The sequence below is a fragment of the Acidiferrobacter sp. SPIII_3 genome, from assembly GCF_003184265.1.
Taxonomy (GTDB): Bacteria; Pseudomonadota; Gammaproteobacteria; order Acidiferrobacterales; family Acidiferrobacteraceae; genus Acidiferrobacter.
On the sequence record NZ_CP027663.1, the window covers coordinates 130,620 to 145,926 of the forward strand.

Annotated in this window: 16 protein-coding genes; 9 read left to right on the plus strand and 7 right to left on the minus strand. The window is 64.4% G+C overall.

Features of this window, described 5'->3' with window-relative positions:
• Positions 1-10 precede the first annotated feature (10 nt).
• Positions 11-247, minus strand: a complete 237-nt coding sequence (locus tag C4901_RS00680) for a hypothetical protein (RefSeq protein ID WP_145960572.1) — start codon at positions 245-247, stop codon at positions 11-13.
• Between the two features lie 465 nt (positions 248-712).
• On the opposite strand from C4901_RS00680, the gene C4901_RS00685 reads away from it, so the two are divergent.
• Positions 713-2,002 carry a diguanylate cyclase gene (locus tag C4901_RS00685; RefSeq protein ID WP_168185460.1) on the plus strand — a complete coding sequence of 430 codons (1,290 nt, stop codon included), beginning with the start codon at positions 713-715 and terminating at the stop codon, positions 2,000-2,002.
• A 28-nt stretch (positions 2,003-2,030) separates the two neighbouring features.
• Here the strand turns inward: C4901_RS00685 and C4901_RS00690 are convergent, their stop codons facing one another.
• Positions 2,031-3,044: a GlxA family transcriptional regulator gene (locus C4901_RS00690; protein WP_110135678.1), complete on the minus strand. Its 1,014-nt coding sequence runs from the start codon at positions 3,042-3,044 to the stop codon at positions 2,031-2,033.
• A 116-nt stretch (positions 3,045-3,160) separates the two neighbouring features.
• Between C4901_RS00690 and C4901_RS00695 the strand changes: the two genes are divergently transcribed.
• A complete protein-coding gene (locus C4901_RS00695; RefSeq protein ID WP_110135679.1) occupies positions 3,161-4,045 on the plus strand; it encodes an EamA family transporter in 885 nt (294 codons plus the stop codon).
• 23 nt (positions 4,046-4,068) lie between these two features.
• A complete protein-coding gene (locus tag C4901_RS00700; RefSeq protein ID WP_110135680.1) occupies positions 4,069-4,695 on the plus strand; it encodes a cysteine hydrolase family protein in 627 nt (208 codons plus the stop codon).
• A 73-nt stretch (positions 4,696-4,768) separates the two neighbouring features.
• Here C4901_RS00700 and apaG read toward each other — a convergent pair whose 3' ends face one another.
• From apaG to pip, 3 genes are read right to left on the minus strand one after another with little or no spacing between them, the layout of a single operon-like run.
• The gene (gene apaG, locus C4901_RS00705) at positions 4,769-5,152 is read right to left on the minus strand and encodes a Co2+/Mg2+ efflux protein ApaG (RefSeq protein WP_145960573.1); all 384 of its coding nucleotides are present in this window, start codon (positions 5,150-5,152) and stop codon (positions 4,769-4,771) included.
• Positions 5,153-5,159: 7 nt separating this feature from the next.
• Complete coding sequence (locus C4901_RS00710; protein WP_110135681.1) at positions 5,160-5,975, minus strand: symmetrical bis(5'-nucleosyl)-tetraphosphatase; 816 nt, start codon at positions 5,973-5,975, stop codon at positions 5,160-5,162.
• Complete coding sequence (pip, locus tag C4901_RS00715) at positions 5,957-6,922, minus strand: prolyl aminopeptidase (protein WP_110135682.1); 966 nt, start codon at positions 6,920-6,922, stop codon at positions 5,957-5,959. Before pip ends, C4901_RS00710 begins: the two co-directional genes overlap by 19 nt.
• Positions 6,923-7,008: 86 nt before the next feature.
• On the opposite strand from pip, the gene C4901_RS00720 reads away from it, so the two are divergent.
• Positions 7,009-8,589, plus strand: a complete 1,581-nt coding sequence (locus tag C4901_RS00720) for a peptide chain release factor 3 (protein ID WP_110135683.1) — start codon at positions 7,009-7,011, stop codon at positions 8,587-8,589.
• A 9-nt stretch (positions 8,590-8,598) separates the two neighbouring features.
• Here C4901_RS00720 and typA read toward each other — a convergent pair whose 3' ends face one another.
• Positions 8,599-10,416 (minus strand): translational GTPase TypA, encoded by a 1,818-nt coding sequence (typA, locus tag C4901_RS00725; RefSeq protein WP_110135684.1) that lies wholly within the window; start codon positions 10,414-10,416, stop codon positions 8,599-8,601.
• A gap of 144 nt (positions 10,417-10,560) precedes the next feature.
• Positions 10,561-10,812 carry a hypothetical protein gene (locus tag C4901_RS00730; protein ID WP_110135685.1) on the minus strand — a complete coding sequence of 84 codons (252 nt, stop codon included), beginning with the start codon at positions 10,810-10,812 and terminating at the stop codon, positions 10,561-10,563.
• Between the two features lie 109 nt (positions 10,813-10,921).
• Here C4901_RS00730 and C4901_RS00735 point away from each other — a divergent pair, with 109 nt between their 5' ends.
• The 5 genes from C4901_RS00735 to C4901_RS00755 all read left to right on the plus strand — a co-directional run bounded on the left by C4901_RS00735 (position 10,922) and on the right by C4901_RS00755 (position 15,188).
• Complete coding sequence (locus tag C4901_RS00735; protein ID WP_110135686.1) at positions 10,922-11,515, plus strand: TetR/AcrR family transcriptional regulator; 594 nt, start codon at positions 10,922-10,924, stop codon at positions 11,513-11,515.
• Between the two features lie 44 nt (positions 11,516-11,559).
• Positions 11,560-12,093, plus strand: coding sequence for a carboxymuconolactone decarboxylase family protein (locus C4901_RS00740; protein WP_110135687.1), 534 nt, complete (start codon positions 11,560-11,562; stop codon positions 12,091-12,093).
• 546 nt (positions 12,094-12,639) lie between these two features.
• Positions 12,640-13,749: a Druantia anti-phage system protein DruA gene (locus tag C4901_RS17825; protein ID WP_205736087.1), complete on the plus strand. Its 1,110-nt coding sequence runs from the start codon at positions 12,640-12,642 to the stop codon at positions 13,747-13,749.
• Positions 13,750-13,787: 38 nt separating this feature from the next.
• Positions 13,788-14,459: an ISAs1 family transposase gene (locus tag C4901_RS00750; RefSeq protein WP_110135688.1), complete on the plus strand. Its 672-nt coding sequence runs from the start codon at positions 13,788-13,790 to the stop codon at positions 14,457-14,459.
• A gap of 207 nt (positions 14,460-14,666) precedes the next feature.
• Positions 14,667-15,188, plus strand: a complete 522-nt coding sequence (locus C4901_RS00755) for a DUF1640 domain-containing protein (RefSeq protein WP_205736112.1) — start codon at positions 14,667-14,669, stop codon at positions 15,186-15,188.
• Positions 15,189-15,307: the final 119 nt, after the last annotated feature.

The following is a 15,307-nucleotide window of genomic DNA, read 5'->3' on the forward strand; positions in this document are numbered from 1 at the left end:
CACGGAATCTTCAGCTCACGAGGATGCGCTGCTCGCGAAATTGCGCGGTGGCGACATGCGGATAGGCGACATGGCTTGATAGCGAGATGTCGATCCCGAGCATCGCCACCACGTCATCGTGCGCCCGGATCCCCGGCATTTCCTCGCGCAGATATTCGTAATGCGCCTGATTCATGTAAACGACATTGGGGCGCACCCCGAATGCCTCCGTATAATCATTGACGAGCGTCAGCACGCAACTTAGCATTCCGTCCTCCCAGACCGTTCCGCACCTTCTTACCCTGATATCAGCAAGCATCGTGCCACCCGGAACTATTCCAAAAAGTCTCATCCATACAGAGACATAGTCAGTCGGCGCCGGGGGCTTCCCGAGATATCGACGCGCCGCGTCACTGTCCCCCGCGTGGTTTGTCAGGCTCGCGCCCAGCCGCCAGGCGGCGAGCCTTTCAAGGTTTCGGCGCCGGTCATCGTCCCGGCCATACACGGTCGCCCCGGATGCAACGCGATATCCATTGTCAACGGCATGCAACAGGCTGTAACGGTCATGGGGCATGCTTTCGTTTACGCGCGACTCACGGTATCGTCAGGGCGTCGATTGCGTCTGACCGCGGGGATGTTCACGGAGTACTGGAAGGCCGCGATCGAAAGATCCCGCGCCAGTCCGTGGTTGCGGGACGGCCCCCATCCGACGCGCTTGCGCAGGAGCTGGACAGTGACCACTGTTGCCAACAACCTTTCGGATGAGCTTGCGACGTCAGACCTTCCTTATCGCAAGCTCCTCGAAATGATGCCCATGCCGCTCGTGATCTTCTCGGGCACCGGGGCGGTCTTCGCGAATGCGGCGGCTTGCGTTTTGATGGAGGTCGAGTCGGCGGAGGAGCTGCTGGGCCTGCCACCGACCGCCTTCGTGCATCCCTTGGACGGCGCGATTGTCGAGAGCCGTATGCGCAATCTCGAAGAGGGGGTCCTCCTGAACGCCCCTGTGGCGCTCAGGCTCCTTACGCGCCGCGGTCGATTGCGCCGCATCACGACCTCCAGCGCACGCATCACGGTCGATAGCAAATTTCTGGTCGCCGTCATCTCCACGGACGATACCATGCGTTACGAAGCCGAGGACCGCCTCAAGGAGAACGAGGAGAATTTTCAGAGGCTGTTCGAAAGCACCCAAGATGTGTACTACCGGACGGACGCCGACGGCGTGGTTCTCAAGGTTGCGCCCGCCGTGCGCCGCGTTCTGGGCTACGAGCCGGAAGAGATTGTGGGCCGGCGCGCTGAGGACTTCTATCCGAGCCCAGGCGAGCGTGAACCATTGAAAAAGGCTCTGCGGGATCATGGAAATGTGCAGGATTTCGAGGGCCGTATGGTGCGCCGTGACGGAGTCATCATCGATATATCGATCAGCAGTTATGCCCTTTATGGACCCACCGGAGAGTTTTTGGGGGTCGAGGGCATCTATCGCGACGTGAGCGATCGCAAGAATCTCGAAAGGGAGCTGCGACGGCTCGCCACAAGCGACAGTCTGACCGGGATAGCCAACCGCCGTGCCTTTCTCGAGCAGGCCAGCGATTGCCTGCGGCGCGCGGCGCGTTACGAGAAGGATGTGGTGCTTTTCATCGCGGATCTGGATCACTTCAAGGTGGTGAACGACCGTTACGGGCATGTCGCGGGTGACGCGGTATTGAAGGGGTTCGCGGGGGCGGTTGCGCCTGAGTTACGTGACACGGATTTCTTCGGACGTCTCGGCGGCGAGGAGTTTGGCATCCTGCTGCATGAGGTCCGCCGCAAGGAGGCGCAACGTGTCGCCGAGCGTATCGGGGAATCCGCCCGCAGCCTGCGATTCGCCGCCGCCGATGGCCGGCAATACGGCATCACGGTGAGCATAGGGGCGACCCGGAACCATCGCGATGACCGGGGTATCGAGCGGCTCCTGGTGCGCGCCGATATGGCGCTCTATGCCGCCAAGGAGGCAGGTCGCGACTGCATACGCTGGTCGGAGCCCTAGACGAAGCCTGAGCCGATCAAGGATCGGCTCAGGGTCGACGACCGCGGCGGCCGGCCTGACGTGGCCGGGTTATGGTCTTGGTCTCGCGGAGCTGAAATCCCTTACGATAGCAGGTGGGTGAAACACCGAAAGCCGCACCGAAGTGCGGCCGCAGGGATGCCGCTGATCCGAAGCCCGCGGCCCTTGCGATCTCGTCGATCGACCGATCGCTTGTCTCCAGGAGTCGCTGGCAGAAGGCCAGGCGCTCGTTCATGAGCCAGGCGCCGAACGAGTTGCCGGTGGTGTCTCGGACACGGCGCGTGAAGGTTCGCCGGCTTATGAAGGCGCGAGCCGCGATTTCGTCCAGAGGGCAAGGTTCGTGGAGATGGCGCACGGCCCAGTCCATCGCCTTGGAAAAATGGTCACGGCCACCGGGCGTCCTCGGCATCGGCCGCTCTATGTATTGGGCCTGGTCTCCTTCCCGATGCGCTGGTACGACGAGGCGCCTGGCGACCTTATTGGCGACCGCCGAGCCGCACTCCTTGCGAAGAAGGTGTAGGCAGCAATCGATGCCGGCGGCGGCCCCTGCGGAGGTGACGAGATCGCCACAATCGATGTAGAGATCATGTCGGCGCACGTCGATGCGTGGGTAGGCGCGCGCCAGTTCCTCGGCCCATCGCCAATGGGTGGTCGCCGGCCGTCCATCGAGGACCCCGGCGGCTGCCAGGACAAAGCTGCCGAGGCATAGTCCCACGAGCCGCGCGTCGCGGCCCCGAGCCGCGCGCAGTGCGATCAGCAGGGACGCCGGCGGCCTTTCCCGGGGATCCCGCCAGCCGGGAACGATGATGGTCGCGGCATCTGCCAGCGCATCCAGCCGATACCGTGGGCGCACGGAAAATCCCCCGGTCGTTACGATCTCACCGGGTGTTGCCCCGCATACGCGGACATCGAAGAGCGGAACGCCATCGTCCCGCCGGTCTTCCCCGAATACCATCCCCGGTACCGCCAGATGAAACGGGCTGATTCCCGGAAAGGCGACAACGACGATCGGGTCAACGCTCATGGGTGGTGTCTCCCGCTTTTGGCCCGATTATAGCGAAGGTTGGCCATCAGGCCACTCGCCGCTCCGGGGTCCGACGCGAAACAATGCCCTCCCCATATCAACGAATGAGGCGACATGTGAAGGTCCGCAATGTTCTTGCCTACGCCCAGGCCGCTGGCGCCGCCGTGCTCTGGGGCACTGTCGGTGTCGCCGGTGCGTTGGCACGGCCGGCGGTTTCGCCATTCGTCTGGGCTTGGGCGCGGCTGTCGCTGGGGGGGATGTTCCTCGCCGTTGTCGTAGGTCCCCGGCGCCTGTCACGTGTCGCCAGGACATTGGGGGGCTCGGGCGTAGCCCATGCCGCGCTTTTCATGGCGGTCTTTCAGGGAAGCTTCTTCGTCGCAGCGACGGACCTTGGCGCCGGCCCGGCCACTATGATATCGGTGGCCGCGGCGCCTGCGGCATCACTCCTTGGCGCACGGCGCCATCGCCAGGCATCGTCGCCGACGCGCCCAGTCTTCGGACTTGCCCTGGCGACTGCCGTGGTCAGTCTTTTGGTCGTCTCGGTCGGTGTCCCGGGTTTATGCGGTGCGAGCTGGGCCATTGCGAGCGGGGCGGCCTATGCGGGTTTCGCGGGCGCCGTGGCGTCTTGCGATACACATCCCCAAGACAGGCTGGCGGCGGTCGTCATTGCGCTCCTCGGGGGCGCATTGGTGGTGACTCCGGTGGCCGCGCCCCAGATCGCGCAGCTCTGTTCGCTGCGTAATGTCCTCCTTGGCGCCTATCTTGGGCTCGTCGCCACCGCGCTTGCCTACGCTTGGTTTGCCGCCGCCCTGGCGATCCTGGGGCGTACCGTTGTCCTGGCGACCCTTGTCGGACAGCCCGTGGCGGCGACCCTTCTGGCTTGTCAGCTGCTCGGCTGGCCGGTTGGCTGGCGCACGGTAGTCGCCCTTGCGATTGCTGGCCTCTCATCGGCGTGGCTTGCGATATCCGGACGCCCTCGTCCCGACCCGCACCTTTTTTGACGATTCACCTTCAGGAGACCGCCATGTCCGACCCCCGCCGCGCCCTCATAGTCATCGATGTCCAAAACGAATATGTCACCGGCCGATTGCGGGTCGAGTACCCGGAGGTTCATGGCTCGCTCGCGCGCATTGGCCGGGCCATGGATGCCGCCCATGCGACTGGGATCCCGATCGCGGTCATCCAGCACCATGCCATGGGTGCGGGCGCGTCACTTTTCGCGAGGGGGTCGGCGGGGTGGGGGCTGCACGAAACCGTCTCACGCCGCCCGTATGATGTGCGCGTGGAAAAGACCCAGCCAAGCGCCCTGGCCGGAACGGGGCTTGGTGCATGGCTGCGGGCGCGGGCCATCGACACGCTCACCGTCGCTGGATACATGACCCACAACTGTGACGACGCGACGATAAGGCACGCGGTGCATTCCGGTTTCGCCGTCGAGTTCCTGGCTGATGCGGCAGGTGCCGTGTCTTATTGGAATGCGGCGGGAGGGGCGAGTGCTATGGATATCCACCGGGCGTTCATCGTGGTCCTGCAGTCACGTTTCGCCGCGGTCACGACCACCGACGCCTGGATAGATAGCCTGCGGACCGGGGCACCGCTAGCGCGCGACACGATTCTCGCGTCGCATGAACGGGGGTGCGCGGAGATGTGAAATCCCCTTGGCCCTGCCCCCGGAGACGCCGCATGGCGATCCCTGCGGGTCTCGGGCCACTACTTGCCCAGGGCTAATGCAATGTGCGCGGGATGCTCAAGGAGAATGCCGGGATGTCGGCATCGAAGCATGTCCCGTCGTCGGCCACCATCTGGTAGCTCCCGCGCATGCTCCCTACGGGCGTCTCGATCATCGCGCCGCTTGTGTATTCGAAGCTCATGCCGGGCTCCAGGTAGGGCTGTTCGCCGACCACCCCGTCGCCACGCACCTCCTGGACCTTGTTGTTGGCGTCGGTGATGATCCAGTGACGTGTCAGCAGCCGCGCCGGCACCGATCCGGTATTGGTGATCGTGATCGTGTAGGCAAAGACGTAGCGGTTGGCCTCGGGGGCCGACTGGTTGTCCAGATAGGCGGTCTTTACGCCCACCTCGATGCGATGCTCGCTTTTGCTCATCATAACGCCCTCAAGCCCCGCGACTTTCGCAGGGTACTGAAAAAAAGACGGAGTCCTCGAGCCGCAAGGCGGTCAGCGTCCCGCCCCACAGACACCCGCTATCGAGACAAATGACGTTTCCGAAGGTGCGGCGACCCAGGCTCGACCAATGACCGAACAGGATACGTGTCTCCCGGCTGCGCCGTCCCGGCACATCGAACCATGGGACGAGGCCGGGGGTCTGGGTCCCAAGCGGGCCCTTGTCGCGCATGTCGAGTCGTCCCCGCAGGTCGCAATAGCGGATGCGCGTCAAGGCGTTGGCGATGAAACGCAGCCGCGCGGCGCCCGAGAGCTCCGGGCTCCACAGGTCCGGCAGAGGGCCATACACGCCTCCCAGCGCCCGACAGAGATCGGGGCCCCGAAGGACCGCCTCGAGTTCGGCGGCGAGGGTGCGCGCCTCGCGGATATCCCATTGCGCGGGAACACCGGCATGCACCATGGCGACGTCATGATGCTCGTCATGATACAGGAGCGGCTGCTTTCTTAGCCAGTCGAGCAGCTCGATGCGATCGGGGGCCGAAAGGATGGCCTCCAGGGTGTCGCCTGCGCCGATGCGGCGGGCCCCGCAGGCCACACCGAGCAGATGCAGATCATGATTGCCGAGCACGATGACGGGATCCGTCAAGGTGCGCAGGAACCTGAGGGTTTCAAGCGACTCGGGCCCGCGGTTGACAAGATCGCCCGTCAACCACAGACGATCTGTGCCATCCACGTAGTGGATATGCGCGAGGAGGCTCTGCAGGGATCGCAGACAGCCCTGCAGGTCTCCTATGGCGTAGGTGGCCATCGGGTGTCCCGGGCGAAGGCGTCTGTTGCCTCGACGAGTGCGCTTGTGATACCAGGCTCGGCGGCCGAATGGGCCGCCTCCGGCACGACCATGAGGGTGCTTCGGGGCCATGCCGCATGCAGCTCCCAGGCATTGCGCATGGGGCAGATCAGGTCATAGCGCCCTTGCACGATGACGCCAGGTATGTGTGCCAGGCGATGGGCGTCCGCGAGGGTCTGATTGTCGCGCAGGAAGGCATCATGCATGAAGTAATGGCATTCGATGCGCGAGAGCGCCACGGCGGTGTGGTCCAATGCAAAGAAGTCCACGACCTCTTTCTTTGGGCTCAGGTTGGCGGTGCGCCCCTCCCACAACGACCAGGCGCGGGCGCAACGGCGACGCTCATCCTCGTCGGGTCCGGTGAGCCTCCGATAGTAGGCGCCCACCATGTCGCCCCTGTCGGACTCCGGAATGGGCGCGATGAAGTCCTGCCAGTAGTCGGGGTACACCCAGTTCGCGCCCTCCTGGTAGAACCAGCGGATCTCCATGGGTCGGCACAGGAAGATGCCGCGCAGCATCAGGCCCAGCACCCGCTCCGGATGGGTTTCGCCGTAAACGAGCGCGAGCGTCGAGCCCCACGAACCCCCGAACACCAGCCACCGCTCTATGCCGAGCTGGGCGCGTATGTGTTCGATGTCGGCGACGAGGTCGGCCGTCGTGTTGCCATCCAGCGCCGCATGCGGGACCGATCGTCCGGCGCCGCGTTGGTCGAACAGGATGATGCGGTAGCGCGCGGGATCGAAGAACCGGCGGTGGTAGGGCTCGCAGCCGGCCCCCGGACCGCCGTGCAGGAACACGACCGGGAGCCCCCGCGGGTTACCGCACTCCTCGACGTGGAGGATGTGCGGGGCGGCCACCGCGATGCGGTGCTGCGCGTACGGCTCTGTGGATGGATAAAGCATGGCCATGGAGAGGTCCAGTATACCGATGTGGGCCGCGCAGGCGAAGCGACGCTAGTTTTGGCGCCGCCGCGCGTGTATCCTTGCGCCCTCCCATGCCCTCCTTGACGACCGAGATTGCCCGTCGCCGGACCTTTGCGATCGTTTCGCATCCCGACGCCGGAAAGACCACCCTCACCGAGAAGCTTTTGCTTTTTGGTGGCGCGATCGTGCTCGCGGGCGCGGTCAAGGGCCGCAAGGCGGCGCGCCACGCTACTTCCGACTGGATGGCGCTGGAGCGCGAGCGCGGGATCTCCGTGACCTCGTCGGTCATGCAATTCCCGTATGGCGAGGCCATCGTGAACCTGCTCGACACCCCCGGCCACCAGGACTTCTCCGAGGACACCTACCGGACACTGACGGCGGTCGACTCGGTGCTCATGGTGATCGACGCCGCCAAGGGTGTCGAGGCCCAGACCGTGAAGCTCCTTGAGGTGTGCCGCATGCGCAACACCCCGATCATCACGTTCGTGAACAAGCTGGACCGCGAAGGTCGGGAGCCGCTTGAGCTGTTGGACGAGATCGAGCGGATATTGAACATCAGCTGCGCACCCGTCACCTGGCCGCTCGGTATGGGTCAGCGTTTCCGCGGTATCTGCCGGCTGGTCGACGAAATGGCACGGCTCATGCCGCAGGGGCGCAGCGAACGCATCCAGGAGGAGCGCCTGCTTCCCCTGCGCGATCCCGACCTCGAGGTCGTCTTGGGCGATGAGTACGAGCGCATCCTTCAGGAGATCGAGCTGGTGCGTGGGGCGGCCCCGACCGTGGATGTCGAGGCCTATCGCGCGGCGCGCCAATCTCCGGTGTTCTTCGGATCGGCCCTGAATAACTTCGGCGTGCGCGACCTGCTGGACGCCTTCGTGGCATTCGCCCCTCCGCCCTTGCCGCGGCCCACCGCTACGCGCGTGGTGGCGCCCGACGAGGAGGCCTTTTCCGGTTTCGTCTTCAAGATCCAGGCGAACATGGACCCGCAGCACCGGGACCGCATGGCATTCGTGCGCATCTGCTCGGGACGCTACCGGCGCGGCATGCGCCTCTATCACGTCCGCGAAGGACGCGAGATCAATGCCGCCAATGCCCTTACCTTTCTCGCCAACGAGCGCTCCATGGCCGACGAGGCCTATGCCGGCGACATCCTGGGCCTGCCCAATCACGGCACGATCCGCATCGGGGATACGTTCACCGAGGGCGAGCCGTTACGTTTCACGGGTGTCCCCAATTTCGCGCCCGAGCTGTTCCGGCGCGTGGTGCTGCGCGACCCCCTGAAGAGCAAGGCGCTCTCGCGGGGCTTGGAGCAGCTCACCGAGGAGGGCGCAACCCAGCTCTTTCGGCCGCTGTCCGGACACGAGATGATCTTGGGGGCGCTCGGCGCCCTGCAGTTCGAGGTCGTGACCTATAGGTTGCGTAACGAGTACGGGGTCGAGGCCGATTTCGAGCCGGCCCCGGTGGTCGCGGTGCGTTGGCTCGAGGCCGATGCCGATACGCTTAGCGATCTGCACCGGCGCCTTGCAAGCCACCTCGCCAAAGACGCGGGCGGCGCGCTCGCCTATCTCGCGCCGTCGCGCTCGCACCTCGACCTTACCGCCGAACGGTTCCCCAAGGCCCGCTTCCATGCCATTCGCGAGCAGGCCGAATAACCGTCCCGCCTAACCCTGGCGCTGGGCCTTCTTGCGGTCGTTTTCCTTCAGATAACGCTTGCGCAGCCGGATATGGTGCGGCGTCACCTCCACCAGCTCATCGTCGTCGATGAACTCGATGGCGCGCTCGAGGGTCAGCTGGATCGGCGGGGTGAGCAGGATATTCTCATCCGAGCCCGACGCGCGCATGTTGGTGAGCTGCTTGCCGCGTAGCGGGTTCACCACCAGATCGTTGTCGCGCGAGTGGATGCCGATGATCATGCCTTCGTACAGGTCCTCGCCCGGCCCTATGAAAAGCCGTCCCCGCTCCTGCAGGCTGAAGAGCGCATAAGCCACGCTCTTGCCGGCGCCGTTGGCAATCAAGACGCCGTTCACGCGTCCGCCGGTATCGCCCTTCTTCACCGGGCCGTAGTGATCGAAGACATGGTGCATGAGGCCCGTGCCCGAGGTGAGGCTCAGGAACTCCGTCTGAAAGCCGATCAGGCCGCGTGAAGGGATGACGTACTCCAGGCGGATACGGCCGCTCGCATCGGGCTCCATGGCGAGCAGGTCCCCGCGGCGGTTGCCAAGCCGCTCGATCAGCACGCCCTGGTGGGCCTGTTCCACGTCCAGGGTGAGCGCCTCGTAGGGCTCGTGGAGCTCGCCGTCCACGATCTTGGTGATCACCTGCGGGCGCGACACCGCGAGCTCGTAACCCTCGCGGCGCATGGTTTCGATCAGGATGCCGAGATGCAGCTCGCCGCGTCCCGAGACCTTGAATTTGTCGGCATCGGCTGTGTCCTCGACGCGCAGGGCGACGTTGTGGATGAGCTCGCGCTCCAGGCGCTCGCGCAGCTGGCGGCTGGTGACGAACTTCCCGTCTTGGCCCACGAACGGCGAGGTGTTGATCTCGAAGGTCATACTCACGGTGGGTTCATCCACGGTGAGCGGCGGCAGGGCCTCGGGGCGGCTCGGGTCGCACAGCGTGTCCGAGATGTAGATGGGGTCGATACCGGTCACGGCGATGATGTCGCCGGCCGACGCCTCCTTGATCTCGGTGCGCTCCAGGCCCAGGAAACCCAGGACCTGCAAGACCTTGCCCTCGCGGCGTTTACCCACGCGGTCGATGACCGCCACGGCCTGATTGGTGCGCACCGTCCCGCGCTTGATGCGGCCGGTCGCTATCGTGCCCACATAGCTCGAATAGGCGAGGCTCGAGATCTGCATCTGGAAGGGGCCGTCGGGGTCGACCTCGGGCGGCGGGGTGTGGCGCAGTATGGCCTCGAAGAGCGGCGTCATGTCGCCTTCACGCACATCGGACGAGAGGCTCGCGTAACCGTACAGGGCCGAGGCGTAGACGACCGGGAAATCCAATTGCTCCTCCGTCGCCCCCAGCTTGTCGAAGAGGTCGAAGGTCTGATCGAGCACCCAGTTCACGCGCGCCCCGGGCCGGTCGACCTTGTTGATGACGACGATCGGCCGCAGCCCGAGGGCAAAGGCCTTGCGCGTCACAAAGCGCGTCTGCGGCATGGGCCCGTCGACGGCGTCGACGAGCAACAGCACCGAGTCCACCATGGACAGCACGCGCTCCACCTCACCCCCGAAATCCGCGTGCCCGGGGGTGTCGACGATGTTGATGCGGTGGTCACGCCAGCGGATCGCCGTATTCTTGGCGAGGATCGTGATGCCACGCTCGCGCTCGAGGTCGTTGGAGTCCATGACTCGGGCGCCCATGTTCGCGCGGCTCTCGAAGGTGCCGGACTGCTTCAGCAGTTCGTCGACGAGCGTGGTCTTGCCATGATCGACGTGGGCGATAATCGCGATGTTCCGAAGATTTTGGGTTGTCATAGGGGACGCAAGGAAAGGGGCGCGCAGTATACAGGCAACACGCGGCGTGATGCTATAAGGGCGACGCTCGGTTGGGTGTCGGACCGCGCATTGTACTGGCCTCGTGGCCCGGGGGGAAGAGCTGAGCGGCCTGGGCCAAAAGACTTAACGGCGATTCAACAACGCACCCACCACCGTCCCGAGCACGGCGCCTATGATGAGGCCGGCCACCACCTCGTTGAAGGAGCGCTCGGCCAGCGGTACCAGGAAACGGTTGATGCCGTGGAGGTCCGATCCGCGCGCCAGCACCACCGACAATGGTAATTGGTGTCCGAAGATATCCGAAGGCCGCAGCAAAAAGCCCGTTACCGCACCGGCACCGGCAAAGATCACTGCCAGGGGAATGACCGATCTCACTGGGTCTCTCACGCTTGAGTACGTCGCGCAGTACACCACCGGTGGTCGCCGAAGGCAAGACTGACCGGTACCCCTTGACACATACCGACCAGTCGGTATGATTACCGCCATGGACACGGCGCACGATAGCACCCGCACCCAGTTGCTCCAGGCGGCATTTGCCGAGATTCATCGCCATGGCTTCCAGGCCGCCGGCCTATCCGAGATCCTGCGCGACACCGATCTTACGAAAGGCGCCCTGTACCACCATTTCCCAAGCAAGCATGCCCTCGGTCTCGCGGTCATAGACGAGGTGATTCAGGGCCGGCTCGCGGAGGCCATATTCCGACCCCTTGAAGAGGCGGAAGATCCTTATCCGGCCCTGCTCGCCCTCCTCGATCAGCGCATCCATGGCATGGACGACGAGGCCGTCAAATGGGGCTGTCCGCTCAATAACCTGATCCAGGAAATGAGCGCCGTCGACGCCGATTTCCGTGACCACCTGTCGGCGATCCTCACGCGCTGGCAGGGCGTCGTGCAGGCCGCCCTGGCAAGGGCGCAGGCCCAGGGGCGCGTGCGCGCGGACCTCGATTGCGAGGCCGCCTCGCTCTTTTTGGTGGCCGCCTGGGAGGGTTGCTGGGGCATTGCCAAGAATCGCCAGTCGGCAGCGGTCTTTCGCCAATGTTTGCGCGAGCTCCGGGACTACGTCCGCGGGCTCGCGTAGGCCATTCGTTCATGGTCCGTTCTTTCACCCGAGGAGTTCATCTCATGACTTTACTGATCACGCAAGGCCCCGAAGCCGCGAGCGGCGCCGTCGCCGAGACCTATGAGGCCGTAGCCAAGCTCTTTGGTCGCGTCCCCAACGCCGTACGGTTTTACAGCAGCAGCCCGGCGCTCCTTGCCCAGCAATGGGATAGCATTCGCTATTACCGCAACCACCCGGCTCTTTCCGCCGCCCTGCTGGCGTCGATCCGCATGCTCGTGTCGAAGAACAACGACTGCGAGTATTGCGTGGGCTTCAACGAGGCGCTGCTCATCAACATGTGCGGCCAGACACCCGATGAGGTGGCCGCCACCAAGGCCGATCCCAAGGCCACGCCATTGGCGGAGAAGGATCGGGCCATGCTCCTTTTTGTTTTAAAGGCCATGGCCACGCCGCATGCGGTGAGCAAGCCCGACCTCGATCACCTGCGCGGGCTTGGATGGACGGATGGCGATATGCTCGACGCGGTGGCCCACGGGGCGCGCAACACGGCGGTCGACATCCTCTTCAACACCTTCAAGATCGAGCGGGATTTCTGAATCTGGTCGCCAAGCAAGGGTTTCTGGTAGCCGCCGTTGCGCCCGAAGCGGCCCCTTTATCGCCAGAGCCGTTCGCGCGGGGCAATGCGGTGACGAAACACGATCGCACTCCGGGTTGAGGGTGGCGAGGACGCCTGGGATGTCTTTAATCGCGGGTCTCATGGCGATGATCGCGGATTGGGAACGACGAATGATGAAAGGGCTGCGGGTGCGCGCTCGAAGGCCTTGATCACGCCCGGCGTCGGCCGACGTGATCGCCCTTTGCGCAACGGGCGGTCTCATTCGGCCTCACGCGCCGGCCATCTATGCATCCGCCAGCCATGCTCCCTACCCAGGCCACGCCGGGCGCGCCGGTAACCACTGGCCCCGCGAAATACCGGATTTCGTCCAAGCGCAGGGTTCGGTAGGCTGCCCCAGGCCGAGTACCGAGGGACCGAGGGGCCCTGCGACCCCAGGGCGAATTTGTCCTCAGAAGATTCCCGTCCCTATAGAACAACTTAACCTCGGTCACTGGACAAGCCTGCAGCGCTGCGGCATCATGGGAGTATGGAAGCACCCCCGATTTTCGACGGCCAGGCCCTTTCAGAACTGGTGGTCCGGCCCGTCACGCGTGGCGAAGGGCCGCGTTATCAGGAGCAGATGGCCCGTCATCATTACCTTGGCGATCTCCCGAAGCTCGGCGAGACCCTTTGGTATGTCGCCACGTGGCGCGGGCAATGGCTGGCGCAGCTCACGCTATCGGCGGCTGCACTCAAGTGCGGCGTGCGCGATCGCTGGATCGGCTGGGATTTCCGCAGCCAGTATGACCGCCTGAAGCTCATCGCCAACAACAGCCGCTTCCTGATCCTTCCGCAAGGCCGCTTCCCGAATGTCGGTTCGCGTGTGCTCGGCCTGCTTGAACGGCGGGTCGCCGCCGACTGGCAACGGCATTTCGGCCATTCGTTGCTGCTGCTGGAAACCTTCGTCGATCCCCGCCGCTTTCATGGCGGCGTCTACCGAGCCGCCAACTGGCTGGCACTGGGTAAGACGCGCGGCTATCGGCGAACGCGCACAGGCTACAGCGACGAGGCCGAGGCGCCGAAGTGGGTGTTCGTGCGCCCGCTGCACCGCCGCGCCACCGCCTTGCTCATCCATCCCGACCGCGACCGGCTGGGCCTCACCGGGACCCCGAAGATGCAACTCAACGCCCACCAAATGCGCTCCCTTCCCCTGTGTTTTGCCGCCATTCCCGATCCGCGCCGAGCCCAAGGGCGTCGGCACCGCCTGCCGGTGGTGCTGGCACTGGCCGCTGGCGCGACGCTCTGCGGCTTGCGTGGCTACAAGGCGATGGCCGAATGGGCCGCCGATCTGGGGCAGGCCGCCCGGGCGCGCTTCGGCTGTCGGCGCAGGCGCATGAACGGGAAGGACCATCATTACGAGGTACCCAGCGAATTCGTCATCCGGGACTGCCTCGTCCGGATCGATGCGGGCGCCCTGGACGCCGCGCTCGCATCGTGGCAAAAGGCCTGGGGCCTCATCGACGAGGCGCTGGCCATCGACGGCAAGACGATGAAGGGCGCCATTGACGACGAGGGCCGGCAGGCACACATCATGAGCGTCGTCGGACACGAGTCCGAACACTGCTACGCCCAAAAAAAGTCGGTACCCTGCCTGTAGCCGGGGCCGACGAACACAAGCAGACCAACGAAATCGGCATGGCCATCCCGCTGCTTGCGGGATGCGAACTCGCCGGCCGGGACATCACCGCCGATGCGCTGCTGACGCAACGCGCATTGGCTGAACACATCGTCCGGCAAGGAGCACACTACCACTTCACGGTCAAGGGCAACCAGCCGGCGCTTCAGGCCGCCATCGCGCTGTATTTCAAGGAGCGCGGGGCACCCGACTACACCCAAACGCCGACCCTGGCCCACGGTCGCATCGAAACCCGCCGCATCTGGTGCACGGACGCGCTCAACGATTACCTCGACTTCCCGCATGTCGGCCAATGCTTCCTCATCGAGCGCGAAAGTGTCGAGAAGACGACCGGCAAGCACAGCAGCGAGGTCGTGCTCGGGGTCACCAGCCGTCCTTCGCACAACGCCTGCCCTGAACGTCTGCTCAAGCTCAATCGCGGGCACTGGACCATCGAAGCCAAGCATCACAAGCTCGACTGGAATTACGACGAGGACCGCAGCCGCATCCGCACCGGCCGCGGCCCGGAGAATATCACCCGCCTGCGCCGTTTCGCGCTGGGCGTGCTCAAGTCCTTCCAAAAACCGGGGCAATCCATCGCCGCAATGATGCGCCGACTCGGCAGGCGCTCACGCACGGTCATGGATTATCTGCGGCTGACCTCCAATTCCCGTGCCACGGTCATGGCTTGAGAACAAATTTGCCGTGAATCCATCGCCGCAATGATGCGCCGACTCGGCAGGCGCTCACGCACGGTCATGGATTATCTGCGGCTGACCTCCAATTCCCGTGCCACGGTCATGGCTTGAGAACAAATTTGCCGTGCCTGCGACCCCTTCTTGTTTGTGGCGGTGGACGGCACACGCTACACTGGGAGTATCCATACCATGGGTCGGGATATGCTCGATACATTGACGTACGCCAAGCGGCTGCGGAGTGTCGGATTCACCGAAGAGCAGGCGGAGGCGCAAGCGAGCGCCCTGTACGACGCCGTTACCAGCCTGACCGCGACCAAGCTTGATGTCGTCGAGGCAAAGAACGAGACCAAAGAAGTAATGGTGAAGGAGTTCACCGGCGTTCGATCTGAGATCAGCGATTTCAAGGACAGCACGGCCGAGGAGTTTGCCGCCGTTCGATCTGAGATCAGCGATTTCAAGGACAGCACGGCCGAGGAGTTTGCCGCCGTTCGATCTGAGATCAGCGATTTCAAGGAGGCGGTAGCACGGGAATTTGCCAAGGTTCGCCGCGAGATCGCCGCATTCAAGGAGGCAGTAGCGCTGGAGTTCACCGGCGTTCGCCGCGAGATCGCGGAAATCAGACTGGCACTGCAGGCGACCAACGGCCGGGTCGCGCTGCTGAACTGGATGGCGGGATTTAATCTCGCACTCACGGCGGCGGTGCTCGTAAAACTCCTGACGTGATAATCGCGGCGGGTGTGCCCCGCAACACTGGCTCATTGCAACGGGCGGACCTCCACGGCGAACCGCTTCTTCCTTGGAGGGATGGGTCTATTTCGAAGAGGGGCGCCGAAATAGGTTTC

Coding starts and splice junctions, on each gene's coding strand:
- C4901_RS00700 (WP_110135680.1), top strand. CDS start 4,069: ATGTCCGACCCCCGCCGCGCCCTCATAGTCATCGATGTCCAAAACGAA.
- C4901_RS00720 (WP_110135683.1), top strand. CDS start 7,009: ATGCCCTCCTTGACGACCGAGATTGCCCGTCGCCGGACCTTTGCGATC.
- C4901_RS00755 (WP_205736112.1), top strand. CDS start 14,667: ATGCTCGATACATTGACGTACGCCAAGCGGCTGCGGAGTGTCGGATTC.
- C4901_RS00735 (WP_110135686.1), top strand. CDS start 10,922: ATGGACACGGCGCACGATAGCACCCGCACCCAGTTGCTCCAGGCGGCA.
- C4901_RS00690 (WP_110135678.1), bottom strand. CDS start 3,044: ATGAGCGTTGACCCGATCGTCGTTGTCGCCTTTCCGGGAATCAGCCCG.
- C4901_RS00750 (WP_110135688.1), top strand. CDS start 13,788: ATGGCCATCCCGCTGCTTGCGGGATGCGAACTCGCCGGCCGGGACATC.
- pip (WP_110135682.1), bottom strand. CDS start 6,922: ATGGCCATGCTTTATCCATCCACAGAGCCGTACGCGCAGCACCGCATC.
- C4901_RS00680 (WP_145960572.1), bottom strand. CDS start 247: ATGCTAAGTTGCGTGCTGACGCTCGTCAATGATTATACGGAGGCATTC.
- C4901_RS17825 (WP_205736087.1), top strand. CDS start 12,640: ATGGAAGCACCCCCGATTTTCGACGGCCAGGCCCTTTCAGAACTGGTG.
- typA (WP_110135684.1), bottom strand. CDS start 10,416: ATGACAACCCAAAATCTTCGGAACATCGCGATTATCGCCCACGTCGAT.
- C4901_RS00710 (WP_110135681.1), bottom strand. CDS start 5,975: ATGGCCACCTACGCCATAGGAGACCTGCAGGGCTGTCTGCGATCCCTG.
- C4901_RS00740 (WP_110135687.1), top strand. CDS start 11,560: ATGACTTTACTGATCACGCAAGGCCCCGAAGCCGCGAGCGGCGCCGTC.
- apaG (WP_145960573.1), bottom strand. CDS start 5,152: ATGATGAGCAAAAGCGAGCATCGCATCGAGGTGGGCGTAAAGACCGCC.